Consider the following 15,735-nt stretch of genomic DNA (forward strand, 5'->3'; position numbering starts at 1 on the left):
ACCGCGGTAGCGCCAGATCGACCCGGGGCCGGCCTCGATGTCCTCGCGGCGGATCTTGCCGAAGTCGTAGGCCACTTCCAGCGGCCCGAAACACTCCATACAGGCGTACTCCGCGGCCAGCGGAGTCTCCTGCCCGCATTCACGGCACGACAGCGCACGCGCCGGCCCCAGGTCGAGCCCAACCCGGACAGCGCTCACCGAAGAAGCCATTCACAAAGCCCCCATCGATTGAAAACGGCACACAACACAAATGCCAGGGACTGGCCACGGCTTTGCTGGAGTCCCCCAGATGACGGGATTCATGACAGCATCGGGAGGAGAGCCAGCTCTACCACCGAACGGGTGAATGTTCCACAGGGTGGACAGCCTTGACAGAGTCCTCTAACCTCCGAATCGATTGCGGGTTCCCATAGGGATACGTTATGTGAACACCTTGTTCCGTGCGCGTTCCCGAACTTCCGAGAAAACGGAGGGGTTGCGTTGGGCGTGACAGTCTGGTTGACCGGATTGCCGAGCTCGGGCAAGTCGACGCTGGGTTCGGCACTTGCCGAACGATTCGGCACCGACCGGCGGGTTCAGGTGCTCGACGGCGATGTCCTGCGCCGTGACCTGTTTCCCGAGCTGGGGTTCAGCAAGGACGACCGGGCCGAGAACGTCCGTCGCACGGGTGTCATAGCACGAATGCTGGCACGCCAGGGAGCATTGGTCATCACACCGGTGATCGCCCCCTACCGGGCGGCCCGGGACGCGGTTCGCAAAGACCACGAGAACTACGGACTTCCGTATTTGGAAGTGTTCGTCGACGCTTCTCCGGAAATTTGCGCACAGCGCGATGTCAAGGGTTTGTACGCGCGCGCGAAACGTGGCGAAATTACCGGTTTGACCGGCTTCGACGACCCATACGAACCACCTATTCAGCCGGACCTGCACCTGCGCACCGACCAACTTTCGGTGCAAGAGTGCGTAGACCGAATGGTCGAACTCAGTGCGAAATACGTACGGTGAGCGCGGCAACCGGTGCGCTCCGGGCACTCGACCGCCTGGAGTCGGAGGCGATCCACATCTTCCGCGAGGTGGCGGGTGAGTTCGACCGGCCGGTGATCCTGTTCTCCGGCGGCAAGGACTCCACCCTGCTGCTGCACCTGGCGGTGAAGGCGTTCTGGCCCGCCCCGGTGCCCTTCCCGCTGCTGCACGTGGACACCGGCCACAACTTCGACGAGGTCATCGAGTTCCGCGACCGCGTCGTGGCCCACCACGGGCTGCGCCTGGAGGTCGCCCGGGTGCAGGACTACATCGACGACGGACGTCTCGCCGAACGCCCCGACGGCACCCGCAACCCGCTGCAGACCGTGCCCCTGCTCGACGCCATCACCCGCCACAAGTACGACGCGGTGTTCGGCGGCGGCCGCCGCGACGAGGAACGCGCCCGCGCCAAGGAACGCATCTTCAGCCTGCGCAACTCCTTCGGCCAGTGGGAACCCCGCCGCCAACGCCCCGAGCTGTGGAACCTCTACAACGGCCGGCACCGCCCCGGCGAGCACGTCCGGGTGTTCCCGCTGTCCAACTGGACCGAGCTGGACGTGTGGCACTACATCGCCCGCGAGGGCATCGAGCTGCCCTCGATCTACTACGCCCACCGCCGCGAGGTCTACCTGCGCGACGGCATGTGGCTGGCCGAGGGCCCCTGGGGCGGGCCGCGGGAGGGCGAGACGCTGCTGGAGAAGACCGTCCGCTACCGCACCGTCGGCGACGGGTCCTGCACCGGCGCGGTCGAGTCCGACGCCGCCGACATCGCCACCGTCATCGCCGAGGTGGCGGCCAGCAGGCTCACCGAGCGCGGCGCGACCCGCGCGGACGACCGGCTCTCCGAGGCCGCCATGGAAGACCGCAAGCGGGAGGGCTACTTCTAGATGAGCGACCTGTTGAGGCTGGCCACCGCCGGCAGCGTGGACGACGGCAAGTCCACCCTGGTCGGCCGGCTGCTCTACGACACCAAATCCGTGCTGGCCGACACCCTCGACGCGGTGCACCGCGCCAGCGCCGACCGCGGCCTGACCACCCCGGACCTGTCCCTGCTGGTCGACGGGCTGCGCTCGGAACGCGAACAGGGCATCACCATCGACGTGGCCTACCGCTACTTCGCCACCCCCAACCGCTCCTTCGTGCTCGCCGACACCCCCGGCCACGTCCAGTACACCCGCAACACCGTCACCGGCGCCTCCACCGCCCAGCTCGGCGTGCTGCTGGTGGACGCCCGCAAGGGCGTCATCGAACAGACCCGCCGCCACGCCGCCGTGCTCGCCCTGCTCGGCGTCCCCCGCCTGGTCCTGGCGGTCAACAAGATCGACCTGGTGGACTACGACGAGGTCACCTTCGCCCGCATCGCCAAGGAGTTCACCGCCCACGCCACCGCCCTGGGCTACGCCGAACACGCCGTGGTCGAGATCCCGGTGTCCGCGCTGGCCGGGGACAACGTGGTGGACAGGTCCGCCAACACCCCCTGGTACGACGGGCCGACCCTGCTGGAGCACCTGGAGACCGTGCCGGTCGACGCCGACCCGCACGACGCCCCGTTCCGCTTCCCCGTCCAGTACGTCATCCGCCCCCGCACCCCCGACCACCCCGACTACCGCGGCTACGCCGGCCAGGTCGCCGCCGGCACCGTCCGCGTCGGCGACGACGTGATCGTCATGCCTTCGGGGTTGCGCACCACCGTCACCGGCATCGACACCGCCGACGGCCCACTGAGAGAGGCCGCTGCGGGCCAGTCCGTCACTCTGATGCTCGCGCACGACGTGGATATCTCACGCGGAGACCTTATTTCGACGACCGCCGCACCACCGAGAGTCACCGGCGAGTTCGAAGCCACCGTGTGCTGGCTGTCGGACAAGGCGTTGACGCCCGGCATGCGGGTGCTCGTGAAGCACGGAACCCGCACCGTCCAAGCCGTGGTCACGGAACTGCGCGCCCGCTTCGACGAACAAGACCTGTCCACCGTGCCGACACCCGGAACCCTGGTGCTGAACGAGATCGGGCGCGTGGTCGTGCACACCGCCGAACCCCTGCCGCTGGACGACTACACCGTCTCCCGCCGCACCGGCGCGTTCCTGGTCATCGACGCCGCCGACGGCAGCACCTTGGCAGCGGGCCTGGTAGGAGCCCCACTGCCGACCACGGAGGACCACCGCATCCCCTGACGCTGACGCCGAGGGGGTGGCCGGTGCCGCCAACTGCTGGGCCTGCGGTGCGACCTGGTTCCACCGGCTCTGCCAGCTCACGTCGTTGGCCATGTAGTAGATCGTGCGGGTACCGGGGATGGAGAACCTGATGGGCGCCGACAGCGCGCCACCGCCCTCCGGCGGGAAGCCGAAGTTGTGCATGTACCCCTGCGCCGTTCCGGGCGCCACCCCGTAGGACCGGTTCACCACCGTGGCCAGCTCGCTCTGCTTGGCGGTGCGGCTGAAGTCGGTGAGGAACCGTCCGCGTTGGAACCACACCAGGTCGTACTCGTACGGCGAGTCGAAGAACGTGCCGTCGGCCGTCGGCCTGGCGTAGAAGGCGCGGACCTCCGACACGAGCCTGCCCTCGTCGGCCGTGACCTCGTCGCCGAGATCCGCCGTGTACAGCCCGTCGAAGGTGTTGCTGATGAGCCGGCCGTCGATCACGTACCCGCTCGGCACGGAACGCACGAACCCGGCGCTGGCCGTCCGGCTGCGCGCCTCCGGGTACGGCCGGGTCGGGGCGTGCGGGGACCAGGTCACTTCATGATCAGCGGGTGAGGCGCCGATCGGCGTCCAGGTCGGCCGACGCGCGGCCGACCTGGACGTCGGGATCAGGCGATGTCGAACCGGTCGAGGTTCATGACCTTGTCCCACGCGGCCACGAAGTCGCGGGCGAACTTCTCCCGCGAGTCGTCGCTGGCGTAGACCTCGGCGACGGCCCGCAGCTCGGAGTTCGAGCCGAAGACCAGGTCGACGCGGCTGCCGGTCCACTTGACCTCGCCGGTGGCGCGGTCGAGCCCCTCGAAGGTCTCCGCGTCAGCGGAGGTCGACTTCCACTCCACGCCCATGTCGAGCAGGTTCACGAAGAAGTCGTTGGTCAGCGACTCCGGCGTCCCAGTGAAGACGCCCAACGCGGACTGCTGGTGGTTGGCGCCCAGCACCCGCAGGCCGCCCACGAGGACGGTCATCTCGGGCGCGCTCAGGTTCAGCAGGTTCGCGCGGTCGATCAGCAGGTACTCCGACGGCAGCCGGTTGCCCTTGCCGCGGTAGTTGCGGAACCCGTCCGCGACCGGTTCGAGCGCGGCGAACGACTCCGTGTCGGTCTGCTCCTGGGACGCGTCCGTGCGGCCCGGGGTGAACGGGACCTCGATGTCGTAGCCCGCGTTCTTGGCGGCCTGCTCGACCGCGGCACACCCGCCCAGCACGATCAGGTCGGCCAGCGAGACCTTCTTGCCGCCGGTCTGGGAGCTGTTGAAACGCTCCTGGACCGCCTCCAGCGTGCGCAGCACGGTCGCGAGGGCGTCGGGTTCGTTGACCTCCCACCCGCGCTGGGGCTCCAGGCGGATACGCGCACCGTTCGCCCCGCCGCGCTTGTCGCTGCCGCGGAACGTCGAGGCCGAGGCCCACGCGGTGGACACGAGCTGGGAGACCGACAGACCCGAGTCGAGGAGCTCGCGCTTGAGGGCGGCGATGTCCTCGGCGTCGACCAACTCGTGGTCCACGGCGGGGACGCGGTCCTGCCAGAGCAGCTCTTCCTGCGGGACGAGCGGACCGAGGTAGCGCTGGATCGGGCCCATGTCGCGGTGGGTGAGCTTGAACCAGGCGCGGGCGAACGCGTCCGCGAACTGGTCCGGGTGCTCCAGGAAGCGGCGCGAGATCTGCTCGTAGACCGGGTCGAACCGGAGCGCGAGGTCGGTCGTCAGCATGGTCGGGGTACGGGTCAGCGAGCCGTCCTCGGGGTCCGGCACGGTGTTCGCGCCGGCGCCGTCCTTCGGCTTCCACTGGTGGGCGCCGGCGGGGCTCTTGGTCAGCTCCCACTCGAAGCCGAACAGGTTCTGGAAGAAGCCGTTGCTCCACGCGGTCGGCGTGGTCGTCCAGGTGACCTCAAGGCCGCTGGTGATCGTGTCCCGGCCCTTGCCGGTGCCGAAGCTGTTCTTCCAGCCGAAGCCCTGCTCTTCGAGCGAGGCGCCCTCGGGCTCGGGGCCGACGTACTTGTCCGGGTCCGCCGCGCCGTGGGTCTTGCCGAACGTGTGGCCGCCCGCGATCAGCGCGACGGTCTCCTCGTCGTTCATCGCCATGCGGCCGAACGTCTCGCGGATGTCGCGGGCCGAGGCGAGCGGGTCCGGGACGCCGTTGGGGCCTTCCGGGTTGACGTAGATCAGGCCCATCTGGACGGCGGCCAGGGGGTTCTCCAGCGACCGGTCGCCGGTGTAGCGCTCGTCACCGAGCCAGGTGCGCTCGGGGCCCCAGTAGACGTCCTCGTCCGGCTCCCAGACGTCCGCGCGGCCACCGGCGAAGCCGAAGGTCGTGAAGCCCATCGTCTCCAGCGCCCGGTTCCCGGTGAAGATCATCAGGTCGGCCCACGAGATCTTGCGGCCGTACTTCTTCTTCACCGGCCAGAGCAGCCGACGCGCCTTGTCCAGGTTTCCGTTGTCGGGCCAGCTGTTGAGCGGCGCGAAGCGCTGCATGCCCGCGCCGGCACCGCCGCGGCCGTCGTGGGTGCGGTACGTGCCCGCGCTGTGCCACGCCATCCGGATCATGAACGGCCCGTAGTTGCCGAAGTCGGCGGGCCACCACTCCTGCGACGTCGTCAACACCTCGTCGACGTCCTTCGCCAGGGCGTCGAGGTCGAGGGTCTTGAACTCCTCGGCGTAGTCGAAGTCGCCGCCCATCGGGTTGGCCACGACGGGGTGCTTGCGGAGGATCTTCAGGTTGAGCTGGTTGGGCCACCAGTCACGGTTGCTACCACCCTCGGTCGGGTGGTTGAACCGCCCGGCCGAGACGGGGCACCCGCCCGCGGTCTCCTCGTTCATCTCTCCAACGACGGCGTTAGGACTGTCGGACACAGGAATCCCTTCGGGGACAGGGGAACTGCTCGTCAACTGGTTGCGGTGGAGCAGCCGGGGCACAGGCCCCGGTAGACGACCTCGGCTTCGTCGATGGCGAAACCGTGGTTGTCGGAAGCGATCAGACAAGGTGCGGTGCCGACCGCGCAGTCCACATCGGCGATCGCACCGCAGGACCGGCACACCACGTGGTGGTGGTTGTCCCCGACGCGGGCCTCATAGCGCGCCACGGAGCCCGGAGGCTCGATGCGCCGCAGCAGACCTGCCGTGGTCAGCGCGCGCAGCACGTCGTACACGGCCTGGTGGGACACCGCGCCGAGCCGCTCCCGCACGACACCGATGATCGAGTCGGTGTCGGCGTGCGGGTGGCTGTGGACAGCGGACAGCACTGCCATCCGAGGAGCCGTCACGCGAAGCGACGCTCCACGCAACATGTGTTGGAACTCGGAAGCCGTGGGCACGGTTGGCAGTCTTACTCAATTTCTGGAATCAATCAAGTTAAAGTTGGATGTCCTCGACCGCACGCGCCGCTTGACTGCTCGTGGACTGATCATGGTCGATCGTGCGCACCTCCGCCACACGGAGAGTGATCGCTCGATCACTCTCCATGCGCCGCGAACAGTCGACCCCCGCCACGCGCCGCCGAGCGATATTCGATCGCTGTCACCCCGTCCGCTGCGGCAGCATGAGCACCGGTGCCCCCGGAGGGAGTCGGATGGTCGCGCCAGGGTCGGAGAAGAGTTCGGCGGAGGGTTCGGAAAAACCGGTCAACAACCGCAAGAAAGCGGTCCTGCTCGCCCTGCGCCTGTACGGCAGGGAGTTACGCCGCCACCGCTTCCTCGCCGTCGGCGGGCTCATGCTGCCCGCGTTGGGCAACACGTTCCTGTACTACCTCGCGCCGCTGGCGGTGGGCGCCCTCGCGGGTCGGCTCGCCGGAGGTGGCGACACCGGTCTCACCACCGTGCTGCCGTACCTGCTGGCCTTCAGTGGCCTGATGCTGTTCGCCGAACTGCTGTGGCGCATCGGCATGCACTGCGTCAACCGCACCGACGCGTACGGGATCGAGCACCTGTCCGTCTTCGGCATGGACGCGCTGCTCGGCAAGGACGCGGCGTTCTTCCACGACAACTTCGCCGGATCGCTCACCAAGCGGGTGCTGAGCTTCGCGTCGCGCTTCGAGGAGTTCGTCGACACGCTGGCGTTCAGCATCTTCGCCAACCTCATCCCGCTGGCCTTCGCGTGCGTCGTGCTGTGGAGCTACGACCCGCTGCTGGTCGTGGTGCTGCTCGGCCTGATCCTCCTCACGGGATTCGTGGTCGCGCCGCTCATCCGCCGCCGCCAGCGCCTGGTCGCCGAGCGCGAGGCCGCCTACGCGCGGGTGTCCGGCCACGTCGCCGACACATTGATGAACATGGAGACCGTGCGGGCGTTCGCCGCCGAGGAGCGCGAGAGCGCGGAGCACCGCAGCCGTGCCGCCGAGAGCCGGACGTTGGCGCTGCGTTCGTGGGACTACGGCAACCTGCGCATCGACACGATCGTCGCCCCGCTGAACGTGCTCACCAACGTGCTCGGCCTCGCGATCGCCGTCGGGGTCAGCGGCGGGCTGAGCGTGGAGGCGATCGTGGTGACGTTCGCGTACTTCTCCAACGCGACGCGGATCATGTTCGAGTTCAACCAGATTTATCGGCGCTTCGAGAGCACGCTCACCGAGGCCGCCCAGTTCACCGAAGTGCTGCTCGACCCGCCGACCGTGCTCGACCCGGAGCACCCGGAACCGTTGCGTACCGCGGATTCCCGGGTCCGGTTCGACCGCGTGGTGTTCGCGCACGACGGCGGCAAGCCGCTGTTCGCCGGGCTGGACCTGGACATCCCGGCAGGCACGCGGATCGGGCTCGTCGGCCGCTCCGGTGGCGGCAAGACCACGCTCACCCGGTTGCTGCTGCGGCTGATGGACATCGACGAAGGCCGCATCCTCATCGGCGGACAGGACATCGCGCGCCTGCGCCAGACCGACCTGCGCAGCCTGATCGCGTACGTGCCCCAGGACCCGGCCATGTTCCACCGGACGTTGCGCGAGAACATCGCCTTCGCACGGCCGGACGCGACCGACGCCGAGATCCGCCGCGCCGCGAACGCCGCCCACGTCACGGAGTTCGCGGACGCGCTGCCCGACGGGTTCGACACGATGGTCGGCGAACGCGGTATCAAGCTGTCCGGCGGACAGCGGCAACGGGTGGCACTGGCCCGCGCGATCCTGCGCGACGCGCCGGTCCTGCTGCTGGACGAGGCGACCAGCGCGTTGGACTCGGAGAGCGAAGTGCTGGTCCAGGAGGCGCTGTGGCAGCTCATGGAGGGCCGCACCGCGCTCGTCGTGGCACACCGGCTGAGCACGGTCGTGCGGATGGACCGACTGATCGTGCTCGACCAGGGCCGGATCATCGAACAGGGCGCGCACGCCGAACTCCTCGACGCCGACGGGGCGTACGCGAAGCTGTGGCGCCACCAGTCCGGCGGCTTCCTCGACGAGACCGCATCCGACGAGCCGGTGCCTGACGAGCCTGCGTCCGACGAGCCTGCGTCCGACGGACGGGGCGCGGTGGGCGCGAAGTCGTTCCGAGCGTGAAGCACCGCGCCGGCGATCCGATGTGGATGATCCGGTACGTGGATTCACCGTAGGGACACGCGCTCAGGGCCGCCTGGGTTTACACACCCGGTCAGCCCACCGCGGCCGACGTGCCGACAGTGCTCGCGGAGTTGGAGCCCGAGCCACCGTCGGCGAGTCGGCCCTACGCCCCTGAAGACCCGTGGGGCCGTCCGTCGAGTCAGGCCGGCCGAGTGGGTGCTGTGGCCGAGCGGTCGGCCGCGCGGTAGCGGGCCAGGACGTCCTCGCGGAGCAGTGCGCCGAAACCGGCTGCCTGGAGGCGCAGGCCGAGTTGCGGTTCGGTCAGGCCGAGGTGGGCTGCGGTGGTGCCGAGGTGCCAGTCGTTGGCCGCGAGGGGTGGTGAGCAGGTGTCCTCGGCGGACCTGGGCCTCGGAGAGCCGGAAGGTCTTCAGGTACGCCGTGCGGCCGTCGCGGTCGGTGATCAGTTCGCCGATGTGGTTCTCCTGCTTGAGGCGGAACGGCGGCAGGAAGCGGGACAGCGCGTAGTCGCCCATCCGGTACACGCGGCCCATCGCGTAGCTCTCGCCCAGCAGCCCGTCAGCCATCGCGGTGTCGTGGAAACGGGCCCACTCCGCCTGCTGCCGGACCGCCGCCGCACGCAGGTCGGCCATGGTCTCCACGTCGTCGGGCAGGCGCACGGGGAACTGCGGCACGGGCATCGCCAGCGTCGCGTAGTGGTGGACGAGCTCGCCGTACAGGTCCCGCACGAGAGTGGCGTGCAGCGCGCGGTAGTCGTCCGGGTGGGGCACGACGAACGCCGCGGCCAACGCGTCGGCCACGTACACCAGCACACCGCACTGGTCCGGGTGGATCTCGAAGACCTTCAGCGCGTCCGCCAGGCCCTCGACCTCGGCACCCAGGTAAGCCTCCTCCACGCGCGGCGACAGCCCGTGGCGGACGGCGCGCTGCGACCACTCCTCCCACACGATCTCCGGGCCGCCGAAGTGCAGTGCCAGGTACCCCTCGATCGCCATGTGCATGGGCAGGAACCGCAGTCGGTTCCGGTCCACTCGACGGGCCATCCGGCGGTGGAAGTGCAGCCTCATGCCGTGCGCCGGCGGCTTCCGGTGGTCCGCGCTCCGCTTCATCTCGGTGCCGTACGCCGCGACCGGGGTGTCGTCGTCGGTCCACGTCGCCACGAAACCGTGCGGGATGTAGGACACGTAGTCCGTGCGCCGGTCCACCCCGACCAGGCCGAGCTCGTCCCCGTAGACCTTGGCGTGCAGCCGCAGCCCGGTGATCGGCTCGTCCCGGGTCAACGGCACGAGCCGGACGCCACCCCACACCTGCGCCGGCCCGGTGGTCAGCCCCGTGAGGTCGAGCTTCACCATCACCGTTCCTCCAGGAACCGGGCCACCCGGTCGTCGAAGTGCGCTTGCAGCTCGGCGAAGCCGGTGGTGCCCTCGGTGAACCGGGCGAACTCCACCAGCGCCGGCACGTCCTCGGCATCGCGCACACCGACCGTCGGCACGGCCGGGGACAGCCGCTTCGCGTCGAAGTCGGCCGCGTCGTACACCGGGTTGAGGTGGACCGCGCCCACTCGGCGTTCGGGGTCGAGCCTGGCCCGCCACACCCGCAACACCTCCGAGGCGAGCCCGTACGGCGCGTTGTCCCACCCGTCCGACACGATCAGCAACCGGTCCGGCGCCTGGTCGAGGGCGTCGAGCACCCGTTCGCCCAGCGGCGTCATCCCGTACGGGTAGGCCAGCAGGGCGTCGGTGCGCCCGGACGTCCACAGCGGGACGTACTCGGCCGCCAGCTCCGCCAGCAGGTAGTGGCAGGCGAGCGCGACCGCGAGCGGCCGGCGGCGCTTCTGCGCGGACCCGAACGCCGAGAAGCTGTCGTCCAGCACGGCCGCGACCCGTCCCCACGCGCCCGCGTCCCGCCCGGCGGCCCGGACCGCTGCCGCACGCAGCGCGCCGGTCAGCTCGGCGCGCCGCTCGACCCGCTCGGGCACCGGCAGGGCGAGCACGTACGACGCGAGGCGCGTCAACGGCATCGACCCGAGGTCGACGGCCACCGCGGCGTTGCCGCGCCGGGCGGATTCCTGCACCCGCAGCCGTTCCAGCCGGGTCATCCGGGGCGCGATGCGCTTGAGGAACGTCGCCCGGTCGATCCGGTGCTTGGCGGCGAAGCCCTCGGCCACCGTGTACGGCAGTTCGTAGACCGACGAGTGCTCGTAGTGCGCCTTCCGCCACGTCTCCAGGATCGGGGTGTCGTACCGGCGGTGGTTGCCCGACGCGAACAGGAACGTGCCCAGCTCGCCGTCCGGCGCGACGTGCGCGTGCCGCAGCGCGCGCTTCAGGCCGGTGCGGTACTTCACCGCGTCGAACGCCGGGTCGGGACGGCCCACGACCCAGTCGCGGATGATCGCGCGGGTGCGCCGGTTGTTCACCCGCGCCCGGCGCAAGGCGCGGAACAGGTCGTACACGCGCTGGGGCGGCAGCGCGCGCAGCCGCCGCGCGATCAGCTCGCCCTCGACCCGCCGCTGCGCCGCGGTGGCGTCGCCGGTGGTCTCCAGCAGCTTGCGCACGATCAGCGCGGCGTTGTGGTCGTTGATGTCCAGCGCGAGTGCCGCGGCGTACAGGTCGCGGTAGTTGCCGATCATGTAGTCGTGCAGGAAGTCCAGCGACAGCCGCTGGTCGTCGGCTCCGCCGTGGAACTCGCGCTGTGCGGTGGACGTGATCGCCGCGTTGATGAACATCAGCATGTCGTCGGCGGTGATGGCGTCCATGCGTCCCTGCTCCGGGGGTGGGTGGGCGCCGGCCGGGGAGTGGGGGCACGATCAGCGAATCATCGCTTCAGAGGCGGGTTCCGGAAGTCGCACCGAAGTCCCGCGGCCGGCCGGGTCACCCTAGCAATCACCAGACAGGTTCCCCGCCTGATTATCAGGCGGGTGGTCGGACGAGATCAGCGCGTGGCCCGACGACGAGGAGCCGGGGCTGACCGGTGGCGCTCAGTCGCCGACGAGCAAGCGGGCGCCCTTCTCCGACTCGTCGGTGGCGGTGAACAGACCCTGCACCTGGGCGCGCAGTTCGGGCAGGTCGAGGCGACCGTCGCCGTCGACGTCCATGGCCGCGAAAGCGATCTCCGCCACCTGCGGATCGGTGACGCCCGCTCCCCGGTACATGGCCGCGAACTCGTTCTCGTCGAGGTAACCGTCACCGTCGCGGTCGACCAATTCGAAAGCCCGGTCGGTGACGACCAGCCACTTCTCCAGCAGTTCCTCGGTGGTCAAGCGACCGGTCGTGTGCGCCTCCCGGAATTCGGCTTCGACCACCACGTCGTCCGTGTCGACATCCGCGCCGCAGATGTACTCCCACACCTCGCGGTACGCCTCGATCAGCCCCTGGACCTCGGGCGATTCGCCGTCGAGGTCGAATTCCCGGCCGATCGCGCGGGCCTTCGTGTCGAAGTCGTCCCAGGTGATCTCACCGTCGCCGTCCGTGTCGAAAACCGTGAAAACCCGGGTGATGTTGTCCAGCCGCAGCTGATCCGACATGACGAATTCCCCTTTTCCTCCGATGATCGGGTCGCGCCTTTCGGGGCGAAGCGTACCGACGGGACAGGAGAGCGGGCATCGTGAATTCGTGTTCGGTTTTTCACCCGAAACGGTCGTCGTCGCCGTCCCGACAACGACCGAGAGTTCCGATCACCGCAGGAATCGGACCCGGAAGTGGGATACCGGTGACGTTGGTGTGGCCGTCGACGCGCGCGCGGTCAGCCGTTCCTGGCTGCGTCGTAGCGCTCGTTGGCGGCGATCACCTCGGGCATCTGGGCCTCGACGTCGCGGATCAGGTCGAGCAGCAGCGCGGCGGTGCGCTTGCCCCGGTCGGTGAGGCTGTACTCGACCTTCGGCGGGATCGTGTGCTGCGCTTCGCGGTGCACGAAACCGTCGCGCTCCAACGCTTGCAGGGTCTGGGCGAGCATCTTCTCGCTGACCCCGTGGACCCGGCGGCGCAGCTCGTTGAAGCGGAACGTCCCGTCGTGCAGCGCCGCCATCGCCAGCACGCCCCAGCGGCCGGTGAGGTGTTCCAACGTCGACCGGGACGGGCACCGCTGCGCGAACACGTCGAACAGCAGTTGATCGTGTTCGGCCGTGCACTCGGGCGCCTCGCTCATGTACCTGAGGATACTCTCAGCACAGCACCCCCTCACGTGACTGTACTCACCCTCGGGTTGCACTTTCTAAAAGTTAGTGCATTCTTGCGGAGAGCACAGTTTCGGACTTGAGGAGTTCTCGATGATCGTCGTCACCGGTGCCACCGGCCAGCTCGGCCGCCTGGTCGTGGAAGCCCTGGTCGAGAAGGTCGACGCGGACCAGGTCGTGGCCGCCGTCCGCGACCCGCAGAAGGCCGCCGACCTCGCCGGTCTCGGTGTCCAGGTGCGCACCGCCGACTACAACGAGCCCTCCACCCTGGCCGAGGCGTTCGCCGGCGCGGACAAGGTCCTGCTGATCTCCAGCAGCGAGGTCGGCAGCCGGGTCGCGCAGCACACCGCCGTGATCGACGCCGCCAAGGCCGCCGGTGTGGGCCACCTGCTCTACACCAGCATCCTGTACGCCGACACCACCAGCATCTCCCTGGCCCCCGAGCACAAGGCCACCGAGGAGCTCATCCGCGAGTCGGGCATCCCGTTCACCTTCCTGCGCAACGGCTGGTACACCGAGAACTACGAGCAGTCGGTCGCCCAGGGCCTGGAGTTCGGCGCGATCGTCGGCAGCGCCGGTGACGGCCGACTCGGCGGCGTTCCCCGCGCCGACTACGCCGACGCCGCCGTGGCGGCCCTCACCGGTGAAGGCCACGAGGGCAAGGCCTACGAGCTGGCCGCCGACGAGCCGTGGACCCTCACCGAGTTCGCCGAGGCGATCACCCGCATCTCCGGCAAGACCGTCGCCTACCAGGACCTCCCCGCCGACCAGCACCGCGGCATCCTCGTCGGCGCCGGACTCCCCGACTTCGTCGCCGACATGCTCGTCGACGCCGACCGCGCAATCGCCGCCGGTGAGCTCGCCAGCACCTCCGGCGACCTGTCGGCACTGATCGGCCGCCCCACGGCGTCCCTCGACGAATCCGTCGCCGCGCTGCTCAAGAACTGACCCCGACTCAGGTGGGGCTGCCCCGAACACATCGGGCAGCCCCACCTGTCCTTCGCCGGGCACACGGCCGAACCTCCGGCGGTGCCCGGTCGAGCACCGAACCGACAGCTGTCGCCACCGTTGAGGAGTAGCCGTGGAATCGAGCAAGGGCCGGGTCGTCTTGGGCGTCCTGGCGGCGATCGTGGTGGCGTCGGTGGGCAACACCGTGGTGTCGTTCGCCGCTCAGGCGTTCGGGGCGTCCCCGGACGTCATCCAGGGCCTGGCGCCGCAGGCCTACGTCTTCCTGACCACCGTCGGCGTGGTCGTGGCCGCCGTGGCGTGGGCGCTGATCCGCGCCAAGGCCAAGCGCCCGAACGCCTTGCTGCGCAAGCTGGTGCCGATCGTGGTCGTGGTGTCGCTGCTGCCCGACCTGTCGCTGTTCGGTCTGGCCAACGCGAGCCCGATCGGTGTCATCGCGCTCATGCTGATGCACTTCGTGGTGGCCGGGGTCGCGGTGCCGATCTTCACCAAGGTGCTGCCGCTGCCCGCCGACGCACCGAGCACGGCCGCCGTCCCCGCCTGAACGACGACGGGACCGGGTTGTCGCCCGGTCCCGCCGCGTGACGAGGTCGATCGCCGGTCAGAAGCGCGCCCCCACGTCGGCGCCGTTGCTCGGGCGCAGGAACGTGGACGACGGGATCGAGCCGTCGGCGTTGCGCGGTCCGGTGATCGTGTTCGCGTCCGTGCTCACGAACGACCACGAGCCGCCGAGGTTCCACGAGTTGCCGCTGCCCGTGGAGTTCGAGCCCAGCGAGACCGCGGTGCCGTTGGCCACCGCCAGGTTCTTGGTCAACGTGCTGGAGGAGCGGTTGAAGTTGAACCCGGTCCCCGGGTTGTCCCACGCGGTGCTGCGCTCGATCCGGTGCTGACCGGGGTTGTTGTTGTCGATGAAGCCACCGACCGCGTTGTCCCAGGTCATGGTGTTGCGCACGGTGTGGTTGGCGGACACGCTGTTGCCGCCCAGCTTGAACCCGTTGCCGTCACCGGTGAAGTCGGGCAGGTTCCAGCGGTTGAACCCGTTGCCCCAGGCCAGGCTGTTCTCCAGCAGGATCGGCGAGGAGAACATCCAGTAGTCGAGCCCGTCGTCGGAGTTGTTCCACAGCCGCGCGCCACGGACCACGTTGCCGCTGCCGGAGCCTTCCTTGATGGCGAGGCCGTCGGCGCTCTCGCCGTTCTTGCGCGGATCGCGGTTGCCGTAGGCGTCCAGGTTGATGATCTGGTTGTTGCTCGACGCGCCTTGGATGTGCAGGCCCGACTCGTAGTTGTCCCTGGTGACGAGCCGTTCGAAGACGTTGTTGTTGGTGTCCAGGCCGAACACGCCGTACGGGCCGTGGATGATCTCCAGGCCGATCAGCCGCCAGTAGTCGCCCTCGATGTGGACGGCGCCGCGCTCCGGGCGCGGGATCGACGAACCCACCGCGCCCGGCGTGTACGGCATGTTCTCGCCGTCGATGATCACGCGCTCGCTGTTGTAGTTGCGCAGGGTGATCGGCTGGCTCGACGTGCCGTTCTTGAGCAGCTGGATGTTGGTGCTGGGCGCGTACGTGCCGCCGCGGATGTAGATGGTGTAGCCGGGCCGGGCCAGGTCGACCGCGCGCTGGATGGTGCGCAGGGGCGCGGCCGACGTGCCGGCGTTGCTGTCGTTGCCGTTGGTCGCCACGTAGAGGGCGTCGGCCTCGTGGTGCGTCGTCGCGGCGATCGCCGCGGGCCCCGGTAACCCCAAAGCCGCAGCCGCCATCAGAGTGGTGACTGCGACAAGGGGTTTGAATTTCATCGTTCGGGCAACCGAACTCATGCACGCCTCCTTGCGGGCACAATGCGCTAAACAGCCACCAGGCCTCCACTGTTCACGCCTCTGAACTGGGAAAA

Annotated in this window: 14 protein-coding genes and 1 pseudogene; 7 read left to right on the top strand and 8 right to left on the bottom strand. The window is 69.2% G+C overall.

Translation table 11 applies throughout. The annotated features are described in order from the left end of the window. Window positions 1-210: pseudogene (locus ALI22I_RS42280) on the bottom strand (threonine synthase); the annotation flags it as partial. Between the two features lie 276 nt (window positions 211-486). On the opposite strand from ALI22I_RS42280, the gene cysC reads away from it, so the two are divergent. The 4 genes from cysC (at window position 487) to ALI22I_RS54920 (ending at window position 3,768) form a co-directional block, all read left to right on the top strand. Then, window positions 487-1,005 (top strand): adenylyl-sulfate kinase, encoded by a 519-nt coding sequence (gene cysC, locus ALI22I_RS42285; protein ID WP_238598930.1) that lies wholly within the window; start codon window positions 487-489, stop codon window positions 1,003-1,005. Continuing rightward, on the top strand, window positions 993-1,910 hold the full coding sequence (gene cysD / locus ALI22I_RS42290; protein ID WP_077011994.1) for a sulfate adenylyltransferase subunit CysD: 918 nt from the start codon (window positions 993-995) through the stop codon (window positions 1,908-1,910). Before cysC ends, cysD begins: the two co-directional genes overlap by 13 nt. Beyond that, entirely contained in the window at window positions 1,911-3,197 is a 1,287-nt protein-coding gene (locus tag ALI22I_RS42295; RefSeq protein WP_077011253.1) for a sulfate adenylyltransferase subunit 1, read from the top strand. 448 nt (window positions 3,198-3,645) lie between these two features. After that, window positions 3,646-3,768 carry a hypothetical protein gene (locus ALI22I_RS54920; RefSeq protein ID WP_274523048.1) on the top strand — a complete coding sequence of 41 codons (123 nt, stop codon included), beginning with the start codon at window positions 3,646-3,648 and terminating at the stop codon, window positions 3,766-3,768. A gap of 64 nt (window positions 3,769-3,832) precedes the next feature. On the opposite strand, the gene katG is transcribed toward ALI22I_RS54920, so the two are convergent. Further along, window positions 3,833-6,067 carry a catalase/peroxidase HPI gene (gene katG, locus ALI22I_RS42300; RefSeq protein WP_077011254.1) on the bottom strand — a complete coding sequence of 745 codons (2,235 nt, stop codon included), beginning with the start codon at window positions 6,065-6,067 and terminating at the stop codon, window positions 3,833-3,835. Window positions 6,068-6,099: 32 nt separating this feature from the next. After that, complete coding sequence (locus tag ALI22I_RS42305; protein ID WP_443217029.1) at window positions 6,100-6,501, bottom strand: Fur family transcriptional regulator; 402 nt, start codon at window positions 6,499-6,501, stop codon at window positions 6,100-6,102. Window positions 6,502-6,782: 281 nt separating this feature from the next. Between ALI22I_RS42305 and ALI22I_RS42310 the strand changes: the two genes are divergently transcribed. Further along, window positions 6,783-8,690 carry an ABC transporter ATP-binding protein gene (locus tag ALI22I_RS42310; RefSeq protein WP_083752420.1) on the top strand — a complete coding sequence of 636 codons (1,908 nt, stop codon included), beginning with the start codon at window positions 6,783-6,785 and terminating at the stop codon, window positions 8,688-8,690. 44 nt (window positions 8,691-8,734) lie between these two features. Here the strand turns inward: ALI22I_RS42310 and ALI22I_RS42315 are convergent, their stop codons facing one another. The 4 genes from ALI22I_RS42315 to ALI22I_RS42330 form a co-directional block, all read right to left on the bottom strand. Further along, entirely contained in the window at window positions 8,735-10,060 is a 1,326-nt protein-coding gene (locus ALI22I_RS42315) for an ARPP-2 domain-containing protein (protein WP_202971179.1), read from the bottom strand. Then, window positions 10,060-11,463, bottom strand: a complete 1,404-nt coding sequence (locus ALI22I_RS42320; protein WP_077011256.1) for a hypothetical protein — start codon at window positions 11,461-11,463, stop codon at window positions 10,060-10,062. Before ALI22I_RS42320 ends, ALI22I_RS42315 begins: the two co-directional genes overlap by 1 nt. A gap of 222 nt (window positions 11,464-11,685) precedes the next feature. Then, window positions 11,686-12,231 (bottom strand): EF-hand domain-containing protein, encoded by a 546-nt coding sequence (locus ALI22I_RS42325; RefSeq protein ID WP_077011257.1) that lies wholly within the window; start codon window positions 12,229-12,231, stop codon window positions 11,686-11,688. Between the two features lie 218 nt (window positions 12,232-12,449). After that, the gene (locus ALI22I_RS42330) at window positions 12,450-12,851 is read right to left on the bottom strand and encodes a winged helix-turn-helix transcriptional regulator (RefSeq protein WP_077011258.1); all 402 of its coding nucleotides are present in this window, start codon (window positions 12,849-12,851) and stop codon (window positions 12,450-12,452) included. A gap of 121 nt (window positions 12,852-12,972) precedes the next feature. Between ALI22I_RS42330 and ALI22I_RS42335 the strand changes: the two genes are divergently transcribed. Both ALI22I_RS42335 and ALI22I_RS42340 read left to right on the top strand, forming a co-directional pair. Beyond that, window positions 12,973-13,827: an SDR family oxidoreductase gene (locus ALI22I_RS42335; RefSeq protein WP_077011259.1), complete on the top strand. Its 855-nt coding sequence runs from the start codon at window positions 12,973-12,975 to the stop codon at window positions 13,825-13,827. A 133-nt stretch (window positions 13,828-13,960) separates the two neighbouring features. Beyond that, window positions 13,961-14,389 carry a DUF6069 family protein gene (locus ALI22I_RS42340; RefSeq protein WP_077011260.1) on the top strand — a complete coding sequence of 143 codons (429 nt, stop codon included), beginning with the start codon at window positions 13,961-13,963 and terminating at the stop codon, window positions 14,387-14,389. Between the two features lie 57 nt (window positions 14,390-14,446). Here the strand turns inward: ALI22I_RS42340 and ALI22I_RS42345 are convergent, their stop codons facing one another. Beyond that, a complete protein-coding gene (locus tag ALI22I_RS42345; protein WP_077011261.1) occupies window positions 14,447-15,640 on the bottom strand; it encodes a right-handed parallel beta-helix repeat-containing protein in 1,194 nt (397 codons plus the stop codon). Window positions 15,641-15,735 lie beyond the last annotated feature (95 nt).

Origin of the sequence: Saccharothrix sp. ALI-22-I (assembly GCF_001984175.1) — a bacterium.
Lineage (GTDB): Bacteria > Actinomycetota > Actinomycetes > Mycobacteriales > Pseudonocardiaceae > Actinosynnema.